Origin of the sequence: Legionella gratiana (assembly GCF_001467695.1) — a bacterium.
In the GTDB taxonomy this organism is placed as follows: Bacteria; Pseudomonadota; Gammaproteobacteria; order Legionellales; family Legionellaceae; genus Legionella; species Legionella gratiana.
In genome coordinates, this window is sequence record NZ_LNYE01000030.1 from 2,958 (window position 1) to 28,395 (window position 25,438).

Below are 25,438 nucleotides of genomic sequence, written 5' to 3' on the forward strand. Positions count from 1 at the left end.
AGAAAAGACCATTGGTTTAATTGCTCAAGAGCGGTGATGTCGAGACAAATCATCCTATGGAAAAAATCATCATTGAAATAAGATTCAATATAAAGATAAAGAAAGCTATAAATGGGTAAAAAATACTCATTTTATGGAAAATTGTCTTGGGGAAAAGATAAAAGATGTGATTTCTGTATGCGACAGAGAAGCGGATATTTATGAGTATATACAATACAAGTTGGAGCCAATTTTGGAATAGAATGAATCAAATGGGATTTGTTGGATTAGCAGAAATCGGCTAAATTTTTATAAGGGGATAGTACATCAATTGGAGGTCACACCCGTTCGGTCTGAGCAGCACTGCCATTGACTTAAGGATTTGTTTTTCTCTGTCTCATACCACAATATCTGGATATCGCGGACAGCGGTACGTAGGCATGAGTGTTTTTCCTTAAGTCAATGGCCCGAACAGTCCGTGATAATGAGCCGATCTCCTTATCCGAAACTCAAAACTTTAAGAATCTAAGATGCTTTTAAGCCAAGCTTTTGCCTGTGTACTGACCTTATCATCATTTAAAGCAATTTCGGATATAGTATTTTTACGTGAATTTTCTTCGCCATACATATCAACAAGCATTGCATTCCAAAGTGATAATACAGTTGAGGAAGGTTTTTTACCTACTTGTTCAAGAATTCCATAGATCCGATTTCTCCAGTACGCATCCATCGCTTTATCCATCCATGATACAATTTCAGGCGTCAATCCAACCTCATCAAGACCTTTTCCTTCACCAAAACCTTTTTCAAATTTTTTGGTTCTTAAATGGGCGTATTTTTTACCGTATACTCCATTTACCCAATCCATAATCTTTTTTCCTAAATCGATACCTAGTATTGAGCTAGGATCTTGCTTAAGATTATTTTTTACTTCTTCTACTAACTGATGCCAATTGTTTTCAAAAGCTGCTTTTTGCTCAGATGTTGTATTAGCTTTCAGTTCTTTTTCAAACTCCACGTACTGCTTTAGCTCATCAGGAGTGAATATTTCTTTAACCCAATCATGTTCAAGATGTTCTGTCATTTTATATACCTCTATAAGTTGAATAATGGTTTCCCATGGAATGGATCGATCGGTATCAACAGAGTCAATGATGCTTCTCAAAGTCTTAGCTCCCTCAAGCAAAGCAGCTGCCTTTTGTTCTAACACTTGAACTTGATTGTTAAAATGTTTGAGCGCACTACTTTCTTCAGTAAGTAATGTTTTAATTTGTGACAATTCAAAACCGAAAAACTTCAAAGCAATAATCTGTTGTAGTTTCAATAAATCCTTCTCAGAGTAAACACGATACCCATTGGCACGCCGCAATGAAGGTGTAAGTAGACCTACACGATCATAGTGATGCAGTGTCTGCACTGAAACACCAGTTAATTTGCTTAAGTCTTTTACAAACCATTGGGTCATTATGTTCCCTCCTTAAAAACAAATGTAAGGTATATAGCAACAATAGGGTCAAGCATTTTTTACACTTTTTATTTAGAACTGAATCCCGGAATAACGTTCGTTTCGCATTAATTATTTTTCCAACTCATTAATCAGGTAAAATAATTTAATAAGCGCATCATTTCGCGCTTTTAAACCCGCAAAGCTCTCTTTGCAGCCTGTAATATGGTTGACAAAGGCAACTTTGCGATTATCTTTCTCAATCCACCCCACAAACCACCCCTGTCGTAAAGGTAGTTTTTGGTTTTTATCTTTTGTTAACTGTTCACCAGTTCCGGTTTTTCCATACAGTTTCCAACCACCAGCTAATTCCTGGATATACAGAATCTCTTTGGTCCTATTAAAAGCCCTTTGACTTACAGGTAATTTTCTAGTGACCATTTTTTGCAGAAATTGCATCTGTTCGATTGGCGAGATGGCAAGGGAACTTGAAAGCCAGGCATGGGTTAATCCGTTATTCTGACCTTTGTCACCCGAAACATCCTCATTACCGTAATGAAATGAATTAACATACTCCTTAAATCGCTTCATGCCTAATTGTTGTGTGAGTACTTGGGAATACCACACACAAGAATCTCTCATCCAAGTGTGCGGATTTTGAGGATATCTCCATACATTGAGATAAAGTTCATACTCTTTTTTATAGGGCCATTCTGGATGAAAAGCATCTTTTAATATTCCTGCATCAAACCCCATAAGACTCAATGCAATTTTAAAGGTTGATTGCGGTGCATAACGTTGATTGCAATCTTTGCCTTCGTGTTTTAATACAGTTTGATTTTCTCTTGCTAAAAAACAGTTTTTTTGAGCCCAAGTAGTGGTACAAAATAATAGTACCATAGATGAAAATACACTTATTTTCTTCATAAACAACTCCAACATCGTTTCAATTTATAGCGATATGGGTACAGCAGCGCTGCTGCACCCATAGGTGGTTATCGATTCATACTTAAACTATTCATAGCGACTTTACGAAATACAGGAGCAGCCAATTCGCCACCCGAAGTAAAAGTCTCACCCTTATTGTTTAAGTAACCTTCTTCAATCACAACTACCATCACATAACGAGGAGAATCAGCAGGCACATACCCAGCAAATAAAGCAAGATGTTTCTCATTATTTTCGACTACTGTTCCTGTCTTCCCTGCTACAGCAATACCAGGAATTACTGCGAGTTTCCCAGTGCCATTGGCAACAGCATTCTCAAGCATATGATTGATTGATTTTGTTGTTGTTTCTGAAATAAGTGGCCTATCTCCTTTATGAAACGGATATCCGTTATGAGCAAGAATGGCATAAGATTTTGTTAACGACCCAATAGTGACAGGAATATTTTCACCAAGTGAGGCCCTAGCAAGTTGTAAGTCATCACTTTGATTTGCTTGCCACCAACTGTTCGCGTCAAAACCAAATTCAGTGAGTTTTTGACGGATTGCTGGTGCTCCAGTCTCTTGAGAAACCTTGATAAGACAAACATTAATCGATTTTTCAATCGCTTCTGTCAACGAAGCAGAACCCACATTGGGATTATAGTTGGTAAATTTTTTACCCTCAATATAATAAGGCGAGTGACAATCATAACTTTTTGTTTCAGAACTTACACCCGTATCAATCGCTGCAGCAGCAATAAATGGTTTTATAGTCGATCCGGGTGAGAAAACACGAGACCGCCAACTCTTATTCCCATTTTTATTTGATTCAGCAAATGCGAGGATAGTACCGGTCTTTGGATCGGCTATTGCAATCACTCCTGATTTTGCGTGATAGTGTTTGACGGCAGCATTAATTTCTTGCACTGCAATTTTTTGTATTTTAGGATCCAAATGAGAAGTATCAACTGCCTTTGCCTGAGTACTGGTCAACGATCCCGCTGCTGAATAAGCGACACATATTGGTGCTAAAATTGAAAACCCTGCAAATGCTATTCCTAATAAGGGCTTAGATGCATTGGGTGGATAAGTAGACAACATTGAAATTCTCCTTATGATAAAAGTACTGTCTTCGTTTTTTTTGCCCAAAGCCATACCCACCGTGCATGCAATTTTTCGGCTAGATGACAGAGAACGTTGAGATACTGTCTGTACTACATCAAACAAACAGTGGCCATAGTCATATGGTGAAATTTTCGGGTGGCCAACCAACACTTCATCACATGAAAATTCTTGTAATTCGCTTAAAATCCTACGCCATTGCGTAATACCTGGATTTCCAAAGAAAATAATGTATAAGGTTTCAACAAAATATGCCCATAAACAATCCCCATTACGATGGTGTTGTCCTTCATGAGCAATCGCAATCTTCACATTTTTAGAAGAAGAAAATAAGGATACAGGCAATACGATATAAGCTTTATTCAACAAAAATACTGAGAAAGGAATGTGGCAGCGATGGGAGATTTTAATAACCAAATTACCGGAAGTTCGATAAGGAATTGCCTCATCCAGCATTGTGCTTAAACGATATAAACCTAACATTAAGCGATAAGCACGAACCAAAATAAGCACATAGAACATGATAGAAAAAAGTTGGAGATAATTCAGATCGCTCATTGAAAAAGCAGATGCTGGCTCCTGAGTAACGCTTGGAAATTCGTTCCTTAATATAGGTTGCTGCACATATTCTTGCAAAGCATCCAATGATACATAGTTAAATCGCTCCAGCTTTTGAGTAGGACTTATACAGTGAACAATTAATGGAGAAACCACACAGCTGACTAATAAAAGACGTGCAAGTTTCAGTTTAAAGGACGGTTGATTCGTTAACCAACGAGTTCCGATAATCCATGAACTTACCCAAAGCAGGCAATGGATACTCAATAAAATTTCTAGGAATAACATGACTACTCCCCTCTTTTAGTTTCGGCAGTGATAAACATGAGTTAGATATAAAAAATAAGGCAATTTTTATATCCAGCTATTTGTATTTAGAACTCACGTTAATTGTTTTAGCGCTTCCTCTATGGCCTGAATATCATTGTCTTGTAACTTTTTAGCCATCAATAGTCTTTGCACAAGTGCTACTGGCTCACCATCAAAAACATTAGTCACCATATGCTCAATACACCTACTTTCATACTCAGCCTTGGTAACGATAGGGACAAAAACATGGGCATAGGAATTTTTTTGACATTCCAGGAATCCTTTTTGTTCTAGCACTTTTACTACCGTTGCTACAGTGGTATAGGCTAACGGCCTCTCTTTAGATAAATGCGAAACAACTTCTTTGATAGTTACTTTATTAAGGCTCCAAATGATATTCATTAATTCAAGCTCTACCTCGGTAAGCAAACGATCAGGAGCAAAAGCTTGTGGTCCTTTTTTTGTAGGCATTTTTTCTCCAGAAAATGAAATATAGATACTCTACTATTTTTTTAGTAGATCCTACTATAAACATAGTAGGATTGAAATAGTCTTATAGAAGAAATGAAGCCTGCCGATTAAACGCCCTATTCTATTCTTGCTGCAGTTGAAGAAACATCAATGCAATCACAAGCCTTGATTAAAACGACGACTTGCTTAATTATTAATCAAATAGGTTTGACGATGTCCAGCTTATGAACCACAATTAGAGAATATGAAACGTTATAAAATTACGGTTTCAAGCTATGGCTAATAATAAAGAAATTAATATGCAGACCAAGGTAGATTATTGCGAATTTGATCAAAAACTATTGGCTGAAACTGCGCTCCTGGAAAATTGGTTTATTGACAAGTTCTTCATCGAGCGAGGACTGGAAATTGGTGCGGAAATTGAGTTTTTTCTTCTCGATAAGAACTATGATCCTGCACCAGAAAATTTAAAGTTTATTAATTTAGTCGCAGAACCTTATTTAATTTGTGAGGTAGGCGCGGCACAGCTTGAAATTAACTCCGGCCATTTCAATTTTGGCGCTGATTGTTTAACTCGCTTGCATGAAAATATTCTTAAATATTGGCAAAAATGTTGTGAACTTGCCCGACAAAATAACTATCATTTGGCCTTGATAGGATCTTTACCCACAGCAAATGATAAACATCATCAATTGGACTTCATGACGGATAAAAAACGCTATCATCTCATTGATGCTTGCATGGCTGAACAACGAGGTGGCAGACCAATTAATATTAATATTGAAGGGGTTGAACGACTTGTATTACAACCTCAATCAGTAGCGATGAATGGACTTGTTTCTGCCTTTCAGATGCATATGCAAATTGGTCTGAGCCAATCTGTGCGTTATTACAATGTAGCTCAGGCAATAGCAGCGCCTGTTCTAGCGCTTTCTTGTAATAGTCCCTTTTTCTTTGGCAAACGGGTTTGGAGCGATACAAGAATTGCTACCTTTGATCAAGTAATGACTTTGCAGCATTTTGACAAAGCACGGGGATTTAAATGTTGCTTATTTGGTTTAAATTATCTCAAAGACTCTTATTTTGAATTATTTGAACAAAATTATCAGTTTTTTCCGCGTTTGCTACCTGAGATTGCACCTGAGTTTCCTCCAGAATTAATGTTTCATGTAAAAAGACAGAATGGTGTGGTCTATAGATGGAATCGCCCAGTTATCGATTTTAATGAACAGAATCAACCACATTTGCGTATTGAACACCGTGGACCAGCAACTGGGCCTACAGTGATTGACATGGTTGCCAATGCAGCTTTCTTCTATGGGCTGTTAAATTATTTTGTTGTACAGGATACCGCCATTGAATATTTGCTACCGTTCCATTTTGCCAGGAAAAATTTTTTTAATGTGGCGCACTATGGGTTGGATGCGCAGCTCAAATGGTTTTTAGGTAGAGATATTTCTGCATGTGAATTAATAAAAGAGCTTATTCCTCTGGCAAAAAAAGGATTACAGATTTTTGATATACAAGCTGCTGATATTGATTTATACCTCGACTTAATTGAGAGAAGAGTTCATGCAAAAGTAAATGGCAGTAGTTGGCAGTGTAAGTTTATTAATAAATACGGGATGAATTTCCATAATATGATGTCCGTTTATTTAGAAAATCAATATCAGGAAATCCCTGTTTCAGAATGGAAAATTTAGGATCACAGAATGGAAATTAAGCATGATATAGATTTTAAAAAAATACCTTTTTTTCAAGGATTAACCTCCGAAGAAGTTGCATTTATTCTTCCATTTATGGAAGAAAAGAAATTTGCACAAGGGAAAGTAATTTTGCCCCAGGGAAGTCATGGAGGAAATTTATATTTAGTTATATCCGGTCTTGTTGCAATTGACATTATTCTTCCTGGCGATCACCAAAAGCGTTTAGCAACTCTAGGACATAACGCGCTTTTTGGGGAAGTAACTTTTCTTTCCAATGCGTTGGTCACTGCGAGTGTAATTGCGATAGAGCCCTGTTCATGCATTATTTTTCATCATGAATTGCTCGAAATGCTACGGACTTCAAAGCCTGAGATTTCCTTTAAAATCGAAAAAAAGATTGCTTATCAATTAGCAAATAAAATAGTGTCTAATATCAATACTATTCTGAAAATAATAAACACCATCCCCCAAGATTTGCAAATACCATCGGAGCATTCGCTTTATTTAGAGAGTTCTTCAGCAGGTCAAAAAGAACTTGATATTAGCAAATTAGATTTTAAACATCTCAGAAAATTAAATTTCTTTTGTCATATGTCTAAAAAACAAATCTTGAAATTACTGCCTTTAATGAAAGCCCAAAGCTACGATAAAGGCTATCGTTTTTTATCAAAAGATAGAAATCTCAATAAATTAGGGATTGTTTATTCCGGAGCAGCTATGCTTTTTATTAAAGAAAATAATCAATTAAAAAAGTCTATAGCTATCTCAGGAATAGGCGAGATGCTTTTACAAAACTTTATTTTCTCCGAATTTCGTCAAGTTGCTGATTATGTAACCTGTGAAAAATGTATCCTTTTAGAGCTTGATATGGATGTTTATAAAAAGCTTAAACATTCTAATCCGGATATATTTTATATTATTAGTGAAATGATAAATCGGGAAATTGCTGGTTCTGTTTATATTACTAATCGTCAATTAGTAAGGATTAATAGTGAGTACAATAATATACTTTCTTGAGGATGCTAGAATAGGATATTGAAGGAGAAATTATGTGCAGAGTGCTAATGTATTTGGGAAAACAAGAAGTCGCAATTTATGATCTAATTTATGGCCCAGATAATTCTCTAGCTCACCAAAGTTATGCGCCGTTATTGATGCATCATATTCAAAATCTTGCGGGTCTGGGTTTTTGCGCTTGGGCTCCTAATTCACCGGATCCCCAAAAGCCTTTTTATTATAAAACAGCTCAATTACCTTTTTTTGATAAAAATCTGTATCGATTATCACAAAAAATAAATACTAATTGTCTATTGGCTCATGTTCGCGGGGTACAATACAGTACAAAGGAAACTGTTTCAGAACAGAATGTTCATCCCTTTATGCTTGAGAATGCAAAAATCGCATTGGCACATAATGGTAATCTCGAACAAATGTCCTTAATGAAATTGACACTTACTGATATTATTAAACCAGAAATTTTAGCTCAGATTAAAGGAACAACGGACAGTGAGTGGGTTTACTCGCTTTTTTTAACCTATTTATCTGATTACACTAAAGAGGTTTCCCTGAATGAAGCTACCGAAGCCCTTATTAATACGATTAAAACATTAAGAGAAGTTCGTCAAACACTCGGCATTGAAGAAGCTTCTCCACTCAATCTTTTTGTAACCAATGGCAACTATTTGATTGTTACCCGTTTTGTATTTGACTTTGGTTGTAATACAAGTCTTATTCACAAAGCATTTCTTGAGTATCATAGTCTTTGGGTAACTTTTGGAGAAGTTTATGGAGTATACGATGGGATGTATAAAATGCATGGTTCAAAGAAACGGAATAATATTCTATTTGCTTCAGAACCTCTGACTAACAACCGCACTACCTGGATAGAACTACCCGAATATTCACTCACAAAAGCCTGGATTGAAGATGATGAAATTAAATTTAGAACTAGTGATTTATGTATGTAATGTCTTCCGGGAGAATAAAAATGTCCTTACTCAAGTTAGAGAGTGAATGCAGAAATCTCAAAGAAACAATTATTGAGTTACGCCTGAGATTAGAGACTATCGATTTAGAAGCGAAAAAAGAACTTGAACATCAACGCATGAAACAACATCAAGTTATTAATCAATTAGAAAAAACAATTATTGAGCTTCGAATGCAATTGGAGAATCTTACTTTGCAAAATTTAAGGAAAACTGAAGAAATTGTGAAAATAAAAAATAATGAAATTCACCAATTACAAAAAACAATTAGAGAAATGAGAGTATTATTAGAGAAGAACTTGGTTAAGTAACATCCTGACTGCTATTTTTCTGGAGAAATTGCATGGATAATACTTTGTCGATTAAAAATATGGAATCAAAAAATTTCTATAAATTGCTATTTCAAATTTATAGAGATGCAGGACACACCTCCAGTCTTAAAGAGATCTTAACCATGCTTATTGATGTAACTTCCTGCGTCATTGGTTGTGAACGAGGCACGATCTTTCTAAATGATCCAAAAACAGGCGAACTTTATTCGTTTATAGCCCAGGGAGATCTAAATTTTGAGATACGAATACTGAATAATTCAGGTTTGGCGGGTTGGTCGTTTACACATAATGAATCACTCTGTATTGATCATCCTGAACTTGATGAACGACATAATAAAAATATTGATAAAATTACCGGTTTTCAAACCAAAAGTGTCTTATGTGTCCCCTTAAAAAGTATGGAAGGAAAACTACTTGGCGTTACGCAAATGCTGAATAAGATTGATTCGGATTTTAATAGTTCTGATGTGCGAATTGTAGAGGCGTTGACTGAACACGCAGCTATGGCGATTCAAAATAAATTGACAATAGAACAAATTGAAGAGTCGCACAAACGAGACATGCACTTATTAGAAACTATATCAACTGTTTCTACAGAAATTAATCTCTCTGCACTCTTAGAGAAAATAATTGACACCATAACCTTGGCTTTGGATGCCGAACGAGCTACTTTATTTATCAATGATGATAAGACAAATGAATTATATACAGAAGCGAGTATTGGTTTAAATAAGATGGAAATTCGCTTCCCTAATCATTTAGGAATAGCAGGTTCTACATTTACAACAGGCAAAATAATAAACATTCCTCATGCTTATGTAGACCTTCGCTTTAACCCTTCTTTTGATAAGAAAACTGGTTTTTTCACACGATCAATACTATCAGCCCCAGTTAGAAATAAAAGTGGAAAAATAATCGGTGTTACTCAAGTTTTAAATAAAAAGCACGGCGAATTTACTACTGATGATGAATATCAACTAATTGCTATTAACTCGCAAATTTCAATTGCTATAGAAAACGCTAAGTTATTTGAAGAGGTGCAAAATATAAAAAATTACAACGAAAGTATTTTGGAAAGTATGACGAGTACAGTTATTACTCTTAATGAAACTAACCAGATTGTAACTTGTAATAAAGCAGGGATGAAATTATTACATTTATCTAATATTGAGGAGCTGGTTCTTAAGCATGTTTCCATTCTTTTTCAGGATGATAAAAATAATTTGATTGAGCGAATTACGACGATAAATAGTCATGATTCGCAATTAAATCATGATACTTTAATGGATATAGAATTGAATATTCTAGGAACTAAAATTACAGCCAATGTCAATATAGTGCCCTTAATTAGCGTGAATAAAGAGCGTTTAGGTGTGATTATGATTATTGAAGACATCAGCTCTGAAAAACGTATGAAGACAACAATGTCACGTTATATGAGTTCTGATTTGGCAGAAAAGTTGCTGCAATCCAATGAGTTTTCTCTTGGTGGTACTAATACTCTTGCAACGATTTTATTCTCAGATATAAGAGATTTTACCTCCATATCTGAATCATTCGGTGCTGAGGAAACAGTTAAGGTATTAAATAAATATTTTTCACTAATGGTCGATTGTATTCATGAAGAAAGTGGTATCTTAGATAAATTTATTGGTGATGCCATCATGGCTGTTTTTGGCAGTCCTTTCCCCCATGAGGATGATCCTGATCGCGCTGTTCGGGCTGCTATTGCTATGATGAAGGCGTTAAATAATTTCAATCAGAAACGGAATAAAAGGGGATTAATACCGATTAAACATGGCATTGGTATTAACACAGATAAGGTTGTTGCAGGAAATATTGGTTCCGAGAAACGAATGGATTTTACTGTAATTGGTGATGGGGTTAACCTCGCTTCACGAGTAGAAAGTCTATGCAAGTACTATGGCGCCCATATTTTAATTAGCGAATTCACTTATCAACAATTAAAGTCTACTTATAGAACAAGACAAATTGATAAAGTTATCGTTAAGGGCAAAGTAAATCCTGTTTCAATTTATGAAATTATTGATTTTCACGATAAACACTCATTCCCAAATCAGATTGATGTTTTGAATCATTTCAATAACGGGATTGAATTTTATAATGAGGCTTTATGGGATAAGGCCATTTTATCGTTCCAGCACGCTTTAAGATTATACCCTGAAGACAAACCCTCCCAACTTTATATTAAACGTTGCAGGATACTTAAGGAGCACCCTCCTGAGCCCAACTGGCAAGGGATATGGAAAATGAAGAACAAATAGGAGTGTTCCGCGATTGCGGATTGGACTACATTGAGTCAGCGCTTTATATTGAAACATGAGGGAAACAAAAGCTATAACCAAAGGAGCCCATACTAAAAGTACGCCAAATCCTGGTATACAAATGTTCAATTGAAAGTGGTGTACAATAACAATTTGGAATAAAATGTGCAGAACAAATCAAACTCCCAAAATTAATGCAAAGCTTCATTACTGATTCATAATATTACCCTTTATGAGCAAAATGATGACTAGGAATATAAACATCTTTTTTAGATTATTTACTTATTATTTTTTTTAGCGAATAGTCGTATTTAATTAAGGCGGGAATTATTTGACTTAATGATTCACAGTTCAACTTCTTTTTTATGCTTTCGAAATGCCTCTCCACAGTGCGTTTTGATATTTCAAAAATTGAAGCAATACGTTGTAGATTGAAGTCATTGAAATATAAATATATCATTTCTTTTTCTCTATGAGTCAAGTCTTTAGAAGCCAAAAAAGTAAACGGAAGTTGGTTATAATCAAAAACCTCATCTCTCAGAAGTTCCACCATATTTTCATGAGATGATTTTAAAATAATATCTTTAAGATTGTTCTTTGTTACAGAACATTTATTAATTTGTTCATTCATTTTAAAAATGCATTCTTGCGGGAGAATTATATAATTATCTTTTGTGTGCAGCCTCCTAACTCTTTGTGAAAGATTGTTAGCAATCATATTTAGAAAATCAATATTATTAAAAATAAAATTATTTGTTGTATTAGGATTTTGTGAGGAAGCAAAAGTCACCATCTCCACTCGGTTTGAGTCTTGACGTATAATGTCGAAAAAATAGGTATAATCACGATTGAGTAAACAGTTTTTGATACCTGTAGCTATAACCTTATCACTATCAACATTGGATACATAAAAACAATCATGTTGGTAATTTTTTTTACATAAGTTCTGCTCAATGAATAATTCTTTTGTCAAAATCTCGGTTATTATCGAATTTTCCGAAATAATTTGTAAATAGCGTCCTTGAAAATCGAAATATAAATATCCCCAAAAGTCTATTGGAGTATTTATAAAAATATCCTGATAACAATTAAATAAATACCTAGAATAGGATTTCATTGCAGATACAGCGTTCACCTACTTATATTTCCTAAACATTTTAGATAATTATAGACCATATTGTTTCACATAAATACAATAACGAATTGCCTCATAAAAAATGTTACCCAAAATAGGGAGTTTTAAAATGGAATCAGTGATCGGGATGGAGTGGAATATGCACTTCAAGTCAGAACGCAAGCGGTTAATTAACCGCTTATTAAATTTATTAAATAGGTACTGGTGTTGAAGCATGAAACTTTTTGAAATAATCTAAGGTTTTTTCATTATGAAAATTTTTATCTGAAAAAAGATTTTCTATACTACAAACTATATAAAAAATCTCAGATTTTAATTTAATTAATATTTGCATTTGTAATTGTATTTCAATGAGTCTTTTGCTAATTATTAACAAATAAGCATATTTTTCTTTATGTACGGTATCTTGAATATGTAAATAATCAACAAATATATTATCGATAAGTTTTTTAAAATCAGAAATAAAAAAACCCAGCTGCTCAATAAAATGATCTAATCGATTATTTTCTTCAGGATATAAGTTTCTAATGCTATTTAATAAATACAAAATAGATAATTTCCATTCTTCAAATTCATTCAGCTTAATTTTTATCATAGTATATCTTAATAAAAAAAAATCGAGACATTCCTTAATTTTTAATTCCCTATTATTCTTATGATATTGCCTTATTTGATCAAATTCTTCCGATTCGATTTTTAACAAATTTTTATTAGAAAACTCTTTAAGTCCTAATAAAAAGTTACTGCTATATTCAAGTAAAAGCAAAAAATGTTCATTGATTATTGCATCTCTTTTTGTTTTCTCTTTATTACTAATAGTAATTTTAGGAACTATTTTATGTGTGAATATATATACAAATCGACTAATCTCAATATTAAATTTATCTAATTCCGTTTTATAAAATTGTACATAGTCAACTAATAGGTTATTAGCTAACTCTTCATGCATCCTTAATTTTTTTTTCCTGATTCTTTTATGAAAATAATCAATTCCTTCTTTCATCTCTGAAATATTCTGTTTATTAGGAGCATTTATTAAGGACAGATATTGGTTTGTAAGATTTCCTAATAATTTATCAGTATCATCTTTGAATGACTCCGGATTAACTCTAATATCAGTGCATAATTGAACCAACATATTAGTTAAGAAAGATAATAGAAGATTGTGAATGTTAATATAATTTTTTTCCAAGCCAGGATTGTCAAAAGGTGATAATTTTAAAAATTGCTTTCCTTCCAAATTTGAAAGAAAAATTTCGATTCTTTTTTTTATTTTATTTAAAGTTTGATCTTTATTTTCCAGTTGAGAGGAATTGATCATCTTTAGGATCAACCCTAATTTATCTAAAATATAAGAAACCCTCTGTAAAGGTGATAAAGTTAATTTTTCTTTATTAAACTCAAAAAAAAATCTTTTCTCTGTATTTTGGATCGATACAATGTTTTGATAATAAAAAAGACTTTTTTTTATAAAAGCTATCTTGGTTAAAATTTCTCTTATTTGTTCCATTTGTGTAGGCATATAACTAAGCTCCCAAATGACCTATTGTCTCTACTTCTTCCAGGTTCTTCGGTGTTAAATTAATTTGGGGTAATTCAGTCATAAAATCAAATCTTATATTTTGACTCTTTATATCAATTTTTTAACTTAATAAAAACCCCTTATCATATAAAAATTATTTAAATTTATATAGTTACGTGAGTTCGACATTATTTTTAAGCACTAATCAAAGCAGTTTGGTGTGAATTAAGTGACTGTTTTTAGCTGCAAAGCATAAGTAGCTAATCTTGCTGATAGATTAATTTTCGACAGGTTCGGTTCTAACCAGGGATCAGCAGTTTTTTTTAAATAACGATCCCCTCGTTTACTAATTCTGGTTCTAATGTAATAAATCATTACATTAGAACCTTAATACTATGGGTAAGTACTAGTAAATTCTGTATGTACATCCAAATGTTGTTTCAAATCTAAATTTTGTTGAATTAAAGTATCTAACAATTTTTGAGTTTCATTAACTAGATCTAATGCATCTTCAGATGATAACCAGGATAAATAGGCTGTTTCATGGATAATAGGAAGAAAACCTGTTTCATTATAACCAGTTGTAGATTTTATCTTGTTTGCAAGTAACCCATAAGAGCTAAGAAGTTTTGCTGATGAAGGAGGACATAGCAATAAAAAATTATTCATTGCCTTAGTGAGCGTTTCTAATTCTCTTTGATAGTTTGCAGCATCATGCTCACACCAATCTCTTTTGTCATGAAGATTTGCAGTAAGTACATTGAGCCTTGATATTTTTGACATTAAATCAGTAACATATATTTTGGCTTCCTCGGATATTTCAATCTGTTCTACTGCAATGAATCCATACGCTCTTGTAAATCTAAAAGGATTATCCAGTTGCTCATGAGCGCTAATCTCTTGAGGCAAATTATAAAATAAATTTGCCTTATGCAAATAAAGCGATATTGCATTTTCAATGCGGGTTAAGATATCTAATGTATTTAATCTAGAGTTTTCGATCATTGACAAGGACTCGGGTAAGGTTAAAGCGGCAAATTTTAACACAAAAAGTATATTTTGCATATCATCATTGCTTGCGTGTCATCATTGCTTTGCGTAGGGCGAAATCATCAGTTCACAAAGCCCATTTTAATTTTGACTCTCATACTATCTTTTTTGGGATGTAATCGTACCAGATTCAATGCAAATTCAAAGATTATTCATTATGGGATGATCTGCCCCTCAATGATCGTGTTCATCTAAATACATCAATTAAAAATTTTATACAATTACGAATTCGTGTGAGTTAATAAGATCTCTTTGGGTTTTGCGCTAAGGAGTTCGAGAATGAGCTCTATATAAGAATAATTAGGATATTTAGTTTTTAATAAATAGAGATGTCGTTCTACAGTACGACGTGAGATATGAAGCCTTTCTGCCATTTCTTGCGCAGACTCTCCTCGTGTTAGTCCATAAAGGACTTGTTTTTGTCTACGGCTCAAGTTTGAAAATAATGGGGAATTTAAGGTAGGACCCAACGAAAAATGCTGCTCCTCCATGAGCTTGCGTTTCGTCTGTAGCGTTTGTTGTTGTTGCAACGATAAAAGAATGGCTTCCTCACCCCAAGGCGAATCTTTTCTTTTCTTGTGGCGCTGGAGTCCTACCGCATATGCTTCATTAATTAATGATTGTTTTCTATTCCAAAAGCAGTTAATGAAGCGGTCCAGGAAAGAGAAGTTATTGATAAAAAAATGCGGTAAATAATGACAAGTATGTGAACCCGCAAAAAAATAAAAAGCACTGTAAGCATCTCTTCTATGACATATTGTGACACCGTAGCGATTATCATAATAATCAAGACCATGTTTCAGAATTGGCTGATCTAAATGTTCCGGCCACAGTGTGTATTCATCATATTGAAATAAAGAAGGTTTGTTGTCGTATAAGCTGCACTGATGTAATTCATATAAATAATAATCGCAAACCCATTGAGGATTGTTGCATAAATAAATCTGTCGATTGTCATCATAGTTAATCAAGACATTAAATAGATGAATTCCTAATTCTTGCAAGGGATAGCAAAGGTCCGTTAATCCCTCAGATAAACTAATCATCTGCTTTATGGCGTCATCTTGTCTCATTTCTCATTATAATGGTCAAAAATGATAATAAACTCACGTGAGTTCGACCTAAAAGACATAGGAATGCCTTTTAGTCGTTAAACTATAACTTGAAATAGGCGAATTTTGAATACGTATAAATACCCAATTGATAAATAAATGCTGTCTAATCTATTTAATTATGGACTGTAAATATTCATTTAAATGGATATTTCTGTCTGGATTAATTGGTGGATGTATCGGGAACCCGTTACTTTGTTTAGACAAAGTTTTTCTAAGTTTTTATTAGGGCGTGTAAACACGCCCTAGAAAATTGCGTATTTTTACGAAATTATTTTTTCTCATTGGAACAGTACACTAAATAAACGTGAGTTATCGGATAGGAAGTTTGGTCGATATCTAGATCCGTTTGCTGAGGAAGCTGCATAAGCATTGTCTCGAAGCCCTTAACAGGAACGATGCTAAGGCCTCGAGATAACGTAACGTCTCCTCAGCCCAAACGAACTGGGTAATGATTCGTCTTTCTTATCCCGAACTGCTTTTATTTAGAACTGGCCCCCTATAAATGCTGCGCATTTTACAGGATAACGTTTCGTTTAGCGACCTAAAAGGTATTTCTATGCTTTTAGGTCGAACTCACGTTAATTAACATGCTCTTTATTACACATTAGGTAACATCAGGGAAACATTAATCTATTAAAAGGGAGTTTTTATGAGACAAATTCTGTATTTGGCTTTGGGGATGTTTCTTATTTCTTCGAATATTTTCGCTGCAGAGTGGATAAAGATTAATAATACTAATTTCAATTCCTATTTACAGGTCACACGTCAGGGTATATCAGCAGATAAAAACAATCAATTTGTATTAGAGAAGAAAATTACTTTATCTAACAGTGTGATAAAAAATAAATATACTCAATATTATAAGGGGGTTGCTGTTTTTGCATCCCGACTTAGCAGTACTGAAGATGCAAATGAGCGTTGGTGGGGTGTTTATTTATCGGGTATTGAGCATGATCTTCCTGATGTTGTACCAGTAATTACTTCTCAAGAGGCAATAAATTTAGCCAAAAAAGCGAAAGCAATTAAAGACTCTACTGAATTGGAACAAGTACAATTATATGTGATGTTGGATAAGGAAAATAAAAAAGCTAAATTGGTTTATCTTACATCATTTATGGTTCATAAAACCTATCCAGAGCGTCCCTATTTTATTATTGATGCTTATAGTGGAAAAATAGTGGATCAATGGAACGGACTTGCTACTCGTGATGCACAAGGTCCAGGCGGTAATGAAAAAACAGGTGCTTACTATTATGGCCGTGATTTTAGTCCTCTTCTTGTAAGTAGTGCTTGTGAAATGAAAACAGATAATGTTGAAACGTATAATCTTAATGGCAAAACGAGTGGAGAAGTATTATTTAAATTTACCTGTCCTGAAAATACGTACAAAGCTATTAATGGAGCTTATTCTCCTTTAAATGACGCTCATTATTTTGGCAATATCGTTTTTGAAATGTATAAAAATTGGTATAATATCAATCCCTTAACGACCAAATTAAAATTACGAGTCCATTACGGACAAAATTATGAGAATGCCTTCTGGGATGGTCAACAAATGACCTTTGGTGATGGAGGCCGCTCATTATATCCATTAACAAGTTTAGATGTGGTTGCTCATGAGGTAAGCCATGGTGTAACAGAGCAAAACTCTAATTTAATCTATCAATATCAGGCAGGAGGAATTAACGAGGCTTTTTCTGATATGGCAGGTGAAGTTGCAGAATATTATATGCAGCATCAAAAGGGCAAAGAAAATGATTGGATGGTTGGAGCTTACATCATAAAGGGGGCGAATGCTGCTATGCGCTATTTTGATCATCCCAGTAAAGATGGTCAATCTATTGAGCATGCAAGAGATTACAATGATTCATTAGATGTTCATTTTACTTCAGGTGTTTACAACAAAGCTTTTTATAGTTTAGCAACTAAAAGTAATTGGGGCATAAAAAAAGCTTTTGAAGTTTTTCTGGTTGCTAACCAAGTATATTGGACTGCTGATGCAACCTATGATTCGGCTGCATGTGGCGTGGTAAAAGCTGCTGATGATTTAAATTATGAAGTTAACGATGTTATTTCGAGTTTCAACTTAGTTGGTGTTAATGGAAATTGCATGACCCCCGATCCCGATCCTACTCCCGATCCTAAGGAAGTTGAGCTTAAAAATGGTCAAATTGTTAGTCCTTTAACTGTCAGTCCTAATCAAGAACGTCGCTTTTTGATTCACGTACCGAGCGTACGTACTTATCCTTATACTTATAAATACTTAATGATCCACTTATTCAATGATGTAGGAAATACTAAAGAACTGAGTGAGTTGTTTGTTCGGTATGACTATGAGGGGGTGTCACAAAAAATTTTTTTAAGTAACATGGAGAACAAAAATGAACTTTTCTATCTACCGTTACCTCCAGCAGGTTATTATCATATTTTAATAAAGGGTAAGAAAACAGGAGTATTATCATTGCAGGCTTATTACGGAAATTAATGAGCCTCTAATAGTTAATCTTTTACTTATAGGGTGGTTCTGTTAAGAACTACCTTTTTATTAATCGGAATACAGTAAATTAACGTGCGTTATGGATATGAAGATAGAATATACTCCCCCTCTCCACCGCGTTGTGTGCGTTGAAAGGGGATCGAAATTGAAATTCTTATCCATAACTGACGTTAAATTAAGGTGATTTGATTTTGGGAAAAGAAAAAACTGAGCTTAGCTCATATTTAATTGATATAACTCCTATAGTTTATCCAACTGTGAGATGTGAAGAGATTGTTGATCGACTGAATAAGAGATTAAGAGAGCATTTATGGCATACGGCTTATGATAACATTGGTATGCTTTTTCAACGACGTCAATCAACGTGCTCAGCTTTTAAAGTGGATTCTTATGCATATTACCAACAATTTTCTTCAGGAAATTGTATTGGGCTTACACTTGGTTTAATACAAAATATCCTCAATTATTGCCGCAACTGGGATGAAATAATGAGGCTACCTCCCCTTTATGTTATTCCAGCGACATTACCTCCTCATTACGGTAGAGCAGATGATTTTGGACATGTTGCTTTATTAGTTCTTTGTTCAGATGGAGTAATCCTTCTTGACTCAGGGTTCCATATTCCGCAAGCAATTGTATTAAAAAACAGGGAGGAAGTAACTGTAACTGTTGGGGAAAAAATCTGGCGTTTTCAACTAGAGCAAGAAATAAAACATGAAGATAAAGTTCATATTTCAGGAGTAATTCACGCCTCTGTAGAAACACCTCTTTTTGGCCGAGAATCTTTTAAATATTTATTGCGTCATATTTCTAATCCTGATGGTATTATTTTAAGAACTAATATGGCGGACGCACGTAGAGTTTCGTATGTAAGAAGAGATTGGGATGGAGTGCAAACGAGCCATATTACTATTTGTTTCGGTGAACAATTAATTAAAATGGCTGCTCTAAAAAATGACTCAAATTTATATTATAAAGCAGAGATTCATTTTTCAGAGTGTAAAGATGATATTTTAGATATTTATCTTAGTCTTTTTGGATGTCCTTCCAATCTAATGAAACAAATTAAGTACCTTGTTAACTCGGATATTGATGAGCATGAACGATGTAGTATTAGTTAGGTGAAATAGAGCTTATCATTTCATTTATTTTTTCATCTGCTATTTTCAATGCTTTTAAATTTTCTTTAGAGGGATTTTCTCTCATTTGTTTTGATAAAAGACTAAAAAATAGCAATTCATTTTCCAATTTTTTATTTCTCGGTATTCTAATGTCTTTGTCTGAGTTTTTAAATCTATCTTTAAGTGACGTATTAGTTGCGTTACTTTTATCTAACATGATTAAATCCTTATTAAATTGATCCGATATTAAGATACATGATTGTAAAAAAAAATAAAGAGACTTCATAAAAGAGGTCTCTTTATTTTTATACTTTTATATTTCTAACCGCTGTTCAGCAGCAGGAGCCTCATCCGTTTCTTGGGTTATTTGGTTAAAGAACGAATAACCCCATTTATTTTTTAGCTGCGACTGTTTGTCCTCCAGTTTTTCTCCAATTTGCACCACCTGTTCTCCAACTACATCTAACTTCTGTTCAAGCTGAGCTATAGTATTTTGGAGATTATTACATTTTTTGTTAATTTTGCTTACGTGTTCTTCAGCTACCATTAAGGCTACATCAACACTAGCCCATTTATCGATTTCTTTTACAACCGATGAGTCTTTATTTTGTTTTCTCAAAAAAGATTTTGCTTTCACTTTTTCATATCCATCCGAATTTAAAATCGAGAAGAACTGATCCTTAATCCTTTCTATAAAATTTCGATCTTCTGCTTCGTTCACAATTCCCGCTTTAGCCTCTTCGAGTGCCTCCATTATCTCCAAATACTTTGCTAGTTGTTCATTTTTTGCAAGAAGGTGATTTTGCTTTTTTATAATTTGCTCCCGGATATCACTGTGTGTGAAATTTTTAGCGGTATATTGCTTCTCCAGTTCTTGAATTTCCTTTTCTAATTTTGAAATTTCATCTTTATAGGATGTAATTTGTTCATAAATATAGAGACTGGCAAGAGCAGCAATCAAATATAAACCATACTTTGAACAATTATTAACTAAATCTTTATCAACTCGACCATCTTTCGCCAAATATGTAAATATCTTCTCAAACTTAGGGAAACTATAGGAACGAAGAGGATGCTCAATACTGTTAGTAAATGAATCTCCTAAATGCTGTCTCATATTACTAAATGCGTCATCCAAAACTTTACCTGCAGCTTCTTTTGGACTCATTGTCTGCTTTACTGGAGGCTGTTCAGAAGCTTGTAAATCAAGCTCGTTTTTAACTTTACTATAGGTATCACAATTTTGTTGCCATTCGGCCTGCTCAATACCCTCGAGTCGTGCAGCTTCAACTTGATTTTCCAACCACTTAGGGTTATTCATCGTTATGTGCGGGATTTTATTTGTATAAGTACGGACAGAAACTCTACTTAAAAAACGAGGTAATTTGGTAAACATGATTTTTCTCCTGATATAAATTTAATACTATCAGGTTATATATTAACCATATTGCATTAAAATTAAATGAACCTTAATGTCGTAAATACGACATTCTCATTTGATGAATGTTCTGCAAATATGATTTGAAGAATTGCGAAGCCTGGTAAAAATAAGCCCATTTTAATTTTTAAAGAAGACCTCCAAATGAAAAATCTTAAGTCATTGCGCCCACAAATTCATTATAGCGATAACCTTCTAGACTCGTAACGAGTTCACTACTCTGAAAGCGAACAAGGTCGGCGTAAAGTGTTTGTTTTGCTTTTGCTGCCAATTGAGGAGGCAATTCTTTGCATCTTTGGACAAGTATATGATACTCTGTTGGTCAGCAGTTTTAGTCTTCAATATAGTGAATGTGGTGTTAAGCCCTTTTTCCTCCAAAGAAGCATTCATTTGCTCTAATTAATTTGCCACCAGCCTACTTTTCTTGGTGTAATGTTAGGTGCAATAACCGTTGTTTGAGTTCTATCAGATAGTGTAATTAGAATCACCAAATTGTTATTTTTATCGGGTCCTAAAATTGTTGGCGCGTTCGCATAACTGTTCGACAAACCAATACCTACAGGATATACCCCGTTGTATTTATCAGCGACATTAAAAGCACTATCACCATTCAGATCAAAACGAGCATATTGGAAAGCGCCTCCATTTAAGAAGTTCAATTCTAAAAGCATGGATGAAAATCCAAATCCGCATGAATTAAGAGGTGGGGTATTTAACGTCGCAATAAATGCTCCATTAATGAGCTCAGGAGCACTTACCACTCTTTGGCCTGCTATAGGCAAATCGGCAAACCACCCTACTTTGTTATTCCAGTTTATGGTATTAGCAGTGGCTGTAATAATGTTTGTAGATAAACCTGAAGTAGATGAATTAACCACCGTTAATATTTGTTGCTGTAGATCAGAGCGAGTATAAGTTGTAGAAGAAAGTGGTACATCCCAGATCCCATAAATTGTTTGAGTTTGGTTATTGGCTAAGTCAGATGTTGTCAAAAGTTGGCCTGTGCCAAAGAGAACGAAAAGTCCTTGACGCCGCGGAAAATTTGGATTTAAAGTGACTATAGGAGCTGTGGTTATAGGCTGAGAAACACCGGTGGAATCTTTTGCTTGAAACAGTAATCGAGTACTCCAACTGGTAGGATCACTCGATGCAACATCAATTGCCCAAAGATTACCTTGTAAGTCGCCTGCATAAACTACCGTAATAGGTTCCGCTTGCAACCCATCTTTTTGAGCTAATGCAACTGTTGATAGTCCTTGCGGTAAATTAACATCGCAAGCTGTAGGCACAGCGGCACAAAGATCTATTTTTCTAATTAATGATCCTGTTTGTGGATCGACTGCATAAAGTACCGCCGTATTATTTAAGTTGTTATAACCATTACCAAAAAAGACAGCAAACTTTAATGAAGAAGAGCTCACTCCTCTTATTTGACCCACTTTGGGTATACTGTAAGTAAGTCCTAAATCAGTATCAGTAAATTCCCACAGGACAGCATTTGCCAGTGCGGATTCAGTACTCAAGTATGTCGGATGAGTAATATCTATAGCATAAATACTCTGACCACCTGCATTTTCCCCTCCCACAAGAATGGTGTGCCAAGAACCATCGAGAAATTGCACATCACTACTTTCTGGTGAACCATTAACAAAAAATAAATGGTTTTGATTATATAAGGTAGAGGTGAGCTGATCGAGATTTTTAAATACAGCATTGGGCACAAAAGAGAAAAGCTCTTGACCCGTAGTTGTATTAAAAGCATGAAGCATTCCATCGTTTGCCCCCACGTAGACAGTGGGCAACCGATTAACGTTTGCTTTTGCAAAATCAATATAACTAGTTGTTAGATAAGGAGCTTGGGGTGAAGCAACGTATATGACTTGGCTGTCAACAATATCTCCCAGTATATGCGAGCGATTGCGGAATGTTCCCCCATTTCTTTTTTCCAATGTGGCATTACCCCGTATATACTCCAATCGCTGTTCCCCTAATTGATCGGAAGATTGTAATTGTCCTTGTTGGATTGTATTAATATCTGTCCATCTAAAGGGAACTCCAACTGCGGCTAAGGGATCCCAAGTCGCTATTTTCCGGTTTGTTGACCATCCAGTTCCAACAGTTAGAGAATCAAGTTGTGATTGTGCTGACCATAAGATGGTACTTGTTGGTATACCCGTGTTTGGATCAAGTTTTATTGCTATCAAATTTCCAGTCCAATCATCATAAGGCGTATCTTTTGTTGTAAAATTAGCTTGATACGCTACCGTATTGGTATTGATTCGGTTTGAACTAACAGTCGATGCGGTAGTTGAAAAAGAACCATTTTGAATATTAGACAGAATGGCATTAAAACTATTGACTAGTTCTTCAGGGTTTGTAGCAGGATAATAATTTTCTGAACCACCTGCTACTGCAAGTGCTGTTAGAGTTGCAGCAGCTTGTGGATTAACTGAAGGATCAACTCCTGCTCCTAGACCAATAACGAAAGTTGTAACCTTATTATTTTTTAGATTAATTATTTCATTAATTGCATCAGACAAAGCTTGATCATTGGTACTATTGAGCGTTCCATCCGCATTGAATGTTGCCGTAACGCCATATCCTACTGCTGCTGCACTCCCTAATGGCGGCCAATATCTTCCTTGGAGATCCTGCGTTGGCAACCCATCTGAAATTAAAACAATATATTTTTTTTGCGGACAATTGCCACTCGTTGTTCCCACAGTCTTCATAAAGCTATTAGCCCTGGTTAACAGTCCACCAAGAGGAGATTGGGGAGCAGATGCTTTTATTTCCAGGGTAGATGTCGAGTTTGTTTCCGGTGCTAATGATGGCAAAAAAGCATTCAGTGCATTGGTAACACTTGTAGGGGTTGGATTTATCCCAGCGCTAGTCATATTAATGCGTATATTACCAGTGTTAAAAGCATTGTTACTGTAATATGCAAAACCACGTTGCGCGTACATAACCTGCGGTGAAAATGGCACAAAGCCAGCATTCGTAGGAGAGGTAGTAAAATTACCAATAGAGGGTCTTGTATTAGCGTAGGTCATCCTGATATTCCCTTGATTATAATTAGAGAGGGTATAATTAGGAGGATAAGGGTTAGACGGTGTTGGACCGTTATAACTTACGAATACTCCAGGGAGGCCACCTGAAGCAAAAAGAACATCATTAATCAAGGGATCATCACTGGAAGTTCCAATTTGCATATATTGGCTTGAAGACAACACGCTACTACCATAAAGCGTAGCGAGAGATGAGCAATTACTTGCCACCGTAGAGGTGGCCGAACCATAGTTATAACAAGGATTAATGACGTACCGATTGCCTTCGATTGGCGTATTAGTGAAAACAAAATTACTGCTCTCAGGCGACATGTAATAAACCCACGTACTATAAACACTGATATTACTGGTACTGTAGGTTCCCAAAGCAAAATCGGTTGTAGCTATATAATTCTCAATAATGGCCTTGACAGCTGCTTTGGCTACATTTAATCGACTTGGACTATTATCAATTTTCATTCCTCCCTGAATAACAGTATAAGGCGCCAATCCATTTACATCTGGTCCTTGTACTGGTGGAGTAAAACCTGCTGGGACTGTATAATTAATAGGTGAACTCGAATTGTAAAGTGAGGTTAAACTGCTTGATAGCGAACCCGTACCCGTCATAATCGCCCCACTAAAGTTACCATCCATCGATTGAGAATTTCCTATGAGTATCAAAACCTGAGGATGAGTGGGGCTGGCTATGACAAGTGGAATTTGGGGAATAGCTAATGACGCGGCATAGAGTGACACAGGAGGATACAATAAAGCAGCGATGATCGCCGCGCCTAATAGAGATCGCGTAACCCCGCATTTGCTATATCTGCTTAAATTCCTAGCGTTTAACCTAAATTCGGCAGTTGAATCGTAGCGAAAGGGCCTAATGTGCTGATTTTTCTGATTTTTTATCGAAGGCTTATCATCCATACGGCGAGATGAAAAATTAGAAAAAGAGCCAGAAAAATCAATGCAGTTGGCACTCGTAGTAGCTTCAACTACCAAATTTAGGTTTAAGATGTCCATAATAATCAAACTCTATTCTTGAATTTTAATGCTAATTCAAAGAAAAAAATTAAACAACCCATCCCCCCTCTCTTCGATCTAGAAATAAACACCAATTTTGGCAGATACTGTATCCGAAGTTCCCCCTGTGCCTAAAGTAGGTGCATTTACAAGACCAGGAGGAGCTGCCCCATTTGCAAATTGCTCTGCTCCATAGTCAATTTCATGCCGATACTCAATACTTTCGATGGTGTCTTTCCAAAGAGAAATGCTCAATACACCGATAAAACGATGTTGAGGTAAATTGAGCGCCAATGCATCTTTAGTCCATTGATAACCCACGCCAATAGATGAAGGTCTATTGAATGCTCTAAAGGTCATATCA

The 25,438-nt window shown here is 35.0% G+C and carries 18 protein-coding genes and 2 pseudogenes; 8 read left to right on the forward strand and 12 right to left on the reverse strand.

Annotated elements, in window-relative coordinates; all coding sequences use genetic code 11:
• Window positions 1-88: 88 nt before the first annotated feature.
• Window positions 89-226 (forward strand): annotated as a pseudogene (locus Lgra_RS18645) (IS4 family transposase); the annotation flags it as partial.
• 270 nt (window positions 227-496) lie between these two features.
• Here Lgra_RS18645 and Lgra_RS16960 read toward each other — a convergent pair.
• The 4 genes from Lgra_RS16960 to Lgra_RS16975 form a co-directional block, all read right to left on the reverse strand.
• Entirely contained in the window at window positions 497-1,444 is a 948-nt protein-coding gene (locus Lgra_RS16960) for a MerR family transcriptional regulator (RefSeq protein WP_058500357.1), read from the reverse strand.
• Between the two features lie 111 nt (window positions 1,445-1,555).
• The gene (blaOXA, locus tag Lgra_RS16965; protein ID WP_058500358.1) at window positions 1,556-2,350 is read right to left on the reverse strand and encodes a class D beta-lactamase; all 795 of its coding nucleotides are present in this window, start codon (window positions 2,348-2,350) and stop codon (window positions 1,556-1,558) included.
• 68 nt (window positions 2,351-2,418) lie between these two features.
• Window positions 2,419-4,320: a M56 family metallopeptidase gene (locus Lgra_RS16970; protein WP_058500359.1), complete on the reverse strand. Its 1,902-nt coding sequence runs from the start codon at window positions 4,318-4,320 to the stop codon at window positions 2,419-2,421.
• Between the two features lie 93 nt (window positions 4,321-4,413).
• Window positions 4,414-4,812, reverse strand: coding sequence for a BlaI/MecI/CopY family transcriptional regulator (locus tag Lgra_RS16975; protein ID WP_058500360.1), 399 nt, complete (start codon window positions 4,810-4,812; stop codon window positions 4,414-4,416).
• Window positions 4,813-5,087: 275 nt separating this feature from the next.
• Between Lgra_RS16975 and Lgra_RS16980 the strand changes: the two genes are divergently transcribed.
• From Lgra_RS16980 to Lgra_RS17000, 5 genes are read left to right on the forward strand one after another with little or no spacing between them, the layout of a single operon-like run.
• Window positions 5,088-6,515: a glutamate-cysteine ligase family protein gene (locus tag Lgra_RS16980; RefSeq protein WP_058500361.1), complete on the forward strand. Its 1,428-nt coding sequence runs from the start codon at window positions 5,088-5,090 to the stop codon at window positions 6,513-6,515.
• Window positions 6,516-6,524: 9 nt separating this feature from the next.
• Window positions 6,525-7,535: a cyclic nucleotide-binding domain-containing protein gene (locus Lgra_RS16985; protein WP_058500362.1), complete on the forward strand. Its 1,011-nt coding sequence runs from the start codon at window positions 6,525-6,527 to the stop codon at window positions 7,533-7,535.
• 32 nt (window positions 7,536-7,567) lie between these two features.
• A complete protein-coding gene (locus Lgra_RS16990; protein ID WP_058500363.1) occupies window positions 7,568-8,485 on the forward strand; it encodes a class II glutamine amidotransferase in 918 nt (305 codons plus the stop codon).
• 20 nt (window positions 8,486-8,505) lie between these two features.
• On the forward strand, window positions 8,506-8,814 hold the full coding sequence (locus tag Lgra_RS16995; protein WP_058500364.1) for a hypothetical protein: 309 nt from the start codon (window positions 8,506-8,508) through the stop codon (window positions 8,812-8,814).
• A gap of 32 nt (window positions 8,815-8,846) precedes the next feature.
• Window positions 8,847-11,120: an adenylate/guanylate cyclase domain-containing protein gene (locus tag Lgra_RS17000; RefSeq protein ID WP_058500365.1), complete on the forward strand. Its 2,274-nt coding sequence runs from the start codon at window positions 8,847-8,849 to the stop codon at window positions 11,118-11,120.
• Between the two features lie 274 nt (window positions 11,121-11,394).
• Here Lgra_RS17000 and Lgra_RS17005 read toward each other — a convergent pair whose 3' ends face one another.
• The 4 genes from Lgra_RS17005 to Lgra_RS17020 all read right to left on the reverse strand — a co-directional run bounded on the left by Lgra_RS17005 (window position 11,395) and on the right by Lgra_RS17020 (window position 15,900).
• Window positions 11,395-12,255 (reverse strand): helix-turn-helix transcriptional regulator, encoded by an 861-nt coding sequence (locus Lgra_RS17005; protein WP_058500366.1) that lies wholly within the window; start codon window positions 12,253-12,255, stop codon window positions 11,395-11,397.
• 190 nt (window positions 12,256-12,445) lie between these two features.
• Entirely contained in the window at window positions 12,446-13,777 is a 1,332-nt protein-coding gene (locus tag Lgra_RS17010; RefSeq protein WP_058500367.1) for a hypothetical protein, read from the reverse strand.
• A gap of 393 nt (window positions 13,778-14,170) precedes the next feature.
• Entirely contained in the window at window positions 14,171-14,842 is a 672-nt protein-coding gene (locus Lgra_RS17015; RefSeq protein WP_058500368.1) for a hypothetical protein, read from the reverse strand.
• Between the two features lie 206 nt (window positions 14,843-15,048).
• Window positions 15,049-15,900, reverse strand: a complete 852-nt coding sequence (locus Lgra_RS17020) for a response regulator transcription factor (RefSeq protein WP_058500369.1) — start codon at window positions 15,898-15,900, stop codon at window positions 15,049-15,051.
• A 691-nt stretch (window positions 15,901-16,591) separates the two neighbouring features.
• Here Lgra_RS17020 and Lgra_RS17025 point away from each other — a divergent pair.
• The gene (locus Lgra_RS17025; RefSeq protein WP_065231772.1) at window positions 16,592-18,427 is read left to right on the forward strand and encodes a M4 family metallopeptidase; all 1,836 of its coding nucleotides are present in this window, start codon (window positions 16,592-16,594) and stop codon (window positions 18,425-18,427) included.
• A 203-nt stretch (window positions 18,428-18,630) separates the two neighbouring features.
• Window positions 18,631-19,560: a hypothetical protein gene (locus tag Lgra_RS17030; protein WP_058500370.1), complete on the forward strand. Its 930-nt coding sequence runs from the start codon at window positions 18,631-18,633 to the stop codon at window positions 19,558-19,560.
• Here the strand turns inward: Lgra_RS17030 and Lgra_RS17035 are convergent.
• The 4 genes and pseudogenes from Lgra_RS17035 to Lgra_RS17050 all read right to left on the reverse strand — a co-directional run.
• The gene (locus tag Lgra_RS17035) at window positions 19,553-19,777 is read right to left on the reverse strand and encodes a hypothetical protein (RefSeq protein ID WP_058500371.1); all 225 of its coding nucleotides are present in this window, start codon (window positions 19,775-19,777) and stop codon (window positions 19,553-19,555) included. The two genes, Lgra_RS17030 and Lgra_RS17035, sit on opposite strands and share 8 nt — an antisense overlap.
• A gap of 96 nt (window positions 19,778-19,873) precedes the next feature.
• Window positions 19,874-20,956 carry a coiled-coil domain-containing protein gene (locus Lgra_RS17040; RefSeq protein ID WP_058500372.1) on the reverse strand — a complete coding sequence of 361 codons (1,083 nt, stop codon included), beginning with the start codon at window positions 20,954-20,956 and terminating at the stop codon, window positions 19,874-19,876.
• A 437-nt stretch (window positions 20,957-21,393) separates the two neighbouring features.
• The gene (locus Lgra_RS17045) at window positions 21,394-25,074 is read right to left on the reverse strand and encodes a pilus assembly protein (protein ID WP_238584485.1); all 3,681 of its coding nucleotides are present in this window, start codon (window positions 25,072-25,074) and stop codon (window positions 21,394-21,396) included.
• Window positions 25,075-25,152: 78 nt separating this feature from the next.
• Window positions 25,153-25,438: pseudogene (locus tag Lgra_RS17050) on the reverse strand (hypothetical protein); the annotation flags it as partial.

Excerpts from the sequence above, each read along its gene's own strand:
- blaOXA (WP_058500358.1), bottom strand. The coding sequence starts at position 2,350 with ATGAAGAAAATAAGTGTATTTTCATCTATGGTACTATTATTTTGTACC.
- Lgra_RS17040 (WP_058500372.1), bottom strand. The coding sequence starts at position 20,956 with ATGTTTACCAAATTACCTCGTTTTTTAAGTAGAGTTTCTGTCCGTACT.
- Lgra_RS17045 (WP_238584485.1), bottom strand. The coding sequence starts at position 25,074 with ATGGACATCTTAAACCTAAATTTGGTAGTTGAAGCTACTACGAGTGCC.
- Lgra_RS17035 (WP_058500371.1), bottom strand. The coding sequence starts at position 19,777 with ATGTTAGATAAAAGTAACGCAACTAATACGTCACTTAAAGATAGATTT.
- Lgra_RS16980 (WP_058500361.1), top strand. The coding sequence starts at position 5,088 with ATGGCTAATAATAAAGAAATTAATATGCAGACCAAGGTAGATTATTGC.
- Lgra_RS17015 (WP_058500368.1), bottom strand. The coding sequence starts at position 14,842 with ATGCAAAATATACTTTTTGTGTTAAAATTTGCCGCTTTAACCTTACCC.
- Lgra_RS17010 (WP_058500367.1), bottom strand. The coding sequence starts at position 13,777 with ATGCCTACACAAATGGAACAAATAAGAGAAATTTTAACCAAGATAGCT.
- Lgra_RS16960 (WP_058500357.1), bottom strand. The coding sequence starts at position 1,444 with ATGACCCAATGGTTTGTAAAAGACTTAAGCAAATTAACTGGTGTTTCA.
- Lgra_RS16970 (WP_058500359.1), bottom strand. The coding sequence starts at position 4,320 with ATGTTATTCCTAGAAATTTTATTGAGTATCCATTGCCTGCTTTGGGTA.
- Lgra_RS16985 (WP_058500362.1), top strand. The coding sequence starts at position 6,525 with ATGGAAATTAAGCATGATATAGATTTTAAAAAAATACCTTTTTTTCAA.
- Lgra_RS16975 (WP_058500360.1), bottom strand. The coding sequence starts at position 4,812 with ATGCCTACAAAAAAAGGACCACAAGCTTTTGCTCCTGATCGTTTGCTT.
- Lgra_RS17020 (WP_058500369.1), bottom strand. The coding sequence starts at position 15,900 with ATGAGACAAGATGACGCCATAAAGCAGATGATTAGTTTATCTGAGGGA.
- Lgra_RS16995 (WP_058500364.1), top strand. The coding sequence starts at position 8,506 with ATGTCCTTACTCAAGTTAGAGAGTGAATGCAGAAATCTCAAAGAAACA.
- Lgra_RS17000 (WP_058500365.1), top strand. The coding sequence starts at position 8,847 with ATGGATAATACTTTGTCGATTAAAAATATGGAATCAAAAAATTTCTAT.
- Lgra_RS17025 (WP_065231772.1), top strand. The coding sequence starts at position 16,592 with ATGAGACAAATTCTGTATTTGGCTTTGGGGATGTTTCTTATTTCTTCG.
- Lgra_RS16990 (WP_058500363.1), top strand. The coding sequence starts at position 7,568 with ATGTGCAGAGTGCTAATGTATTTGGGAAAACAAGAAGTCGCAATTTAT.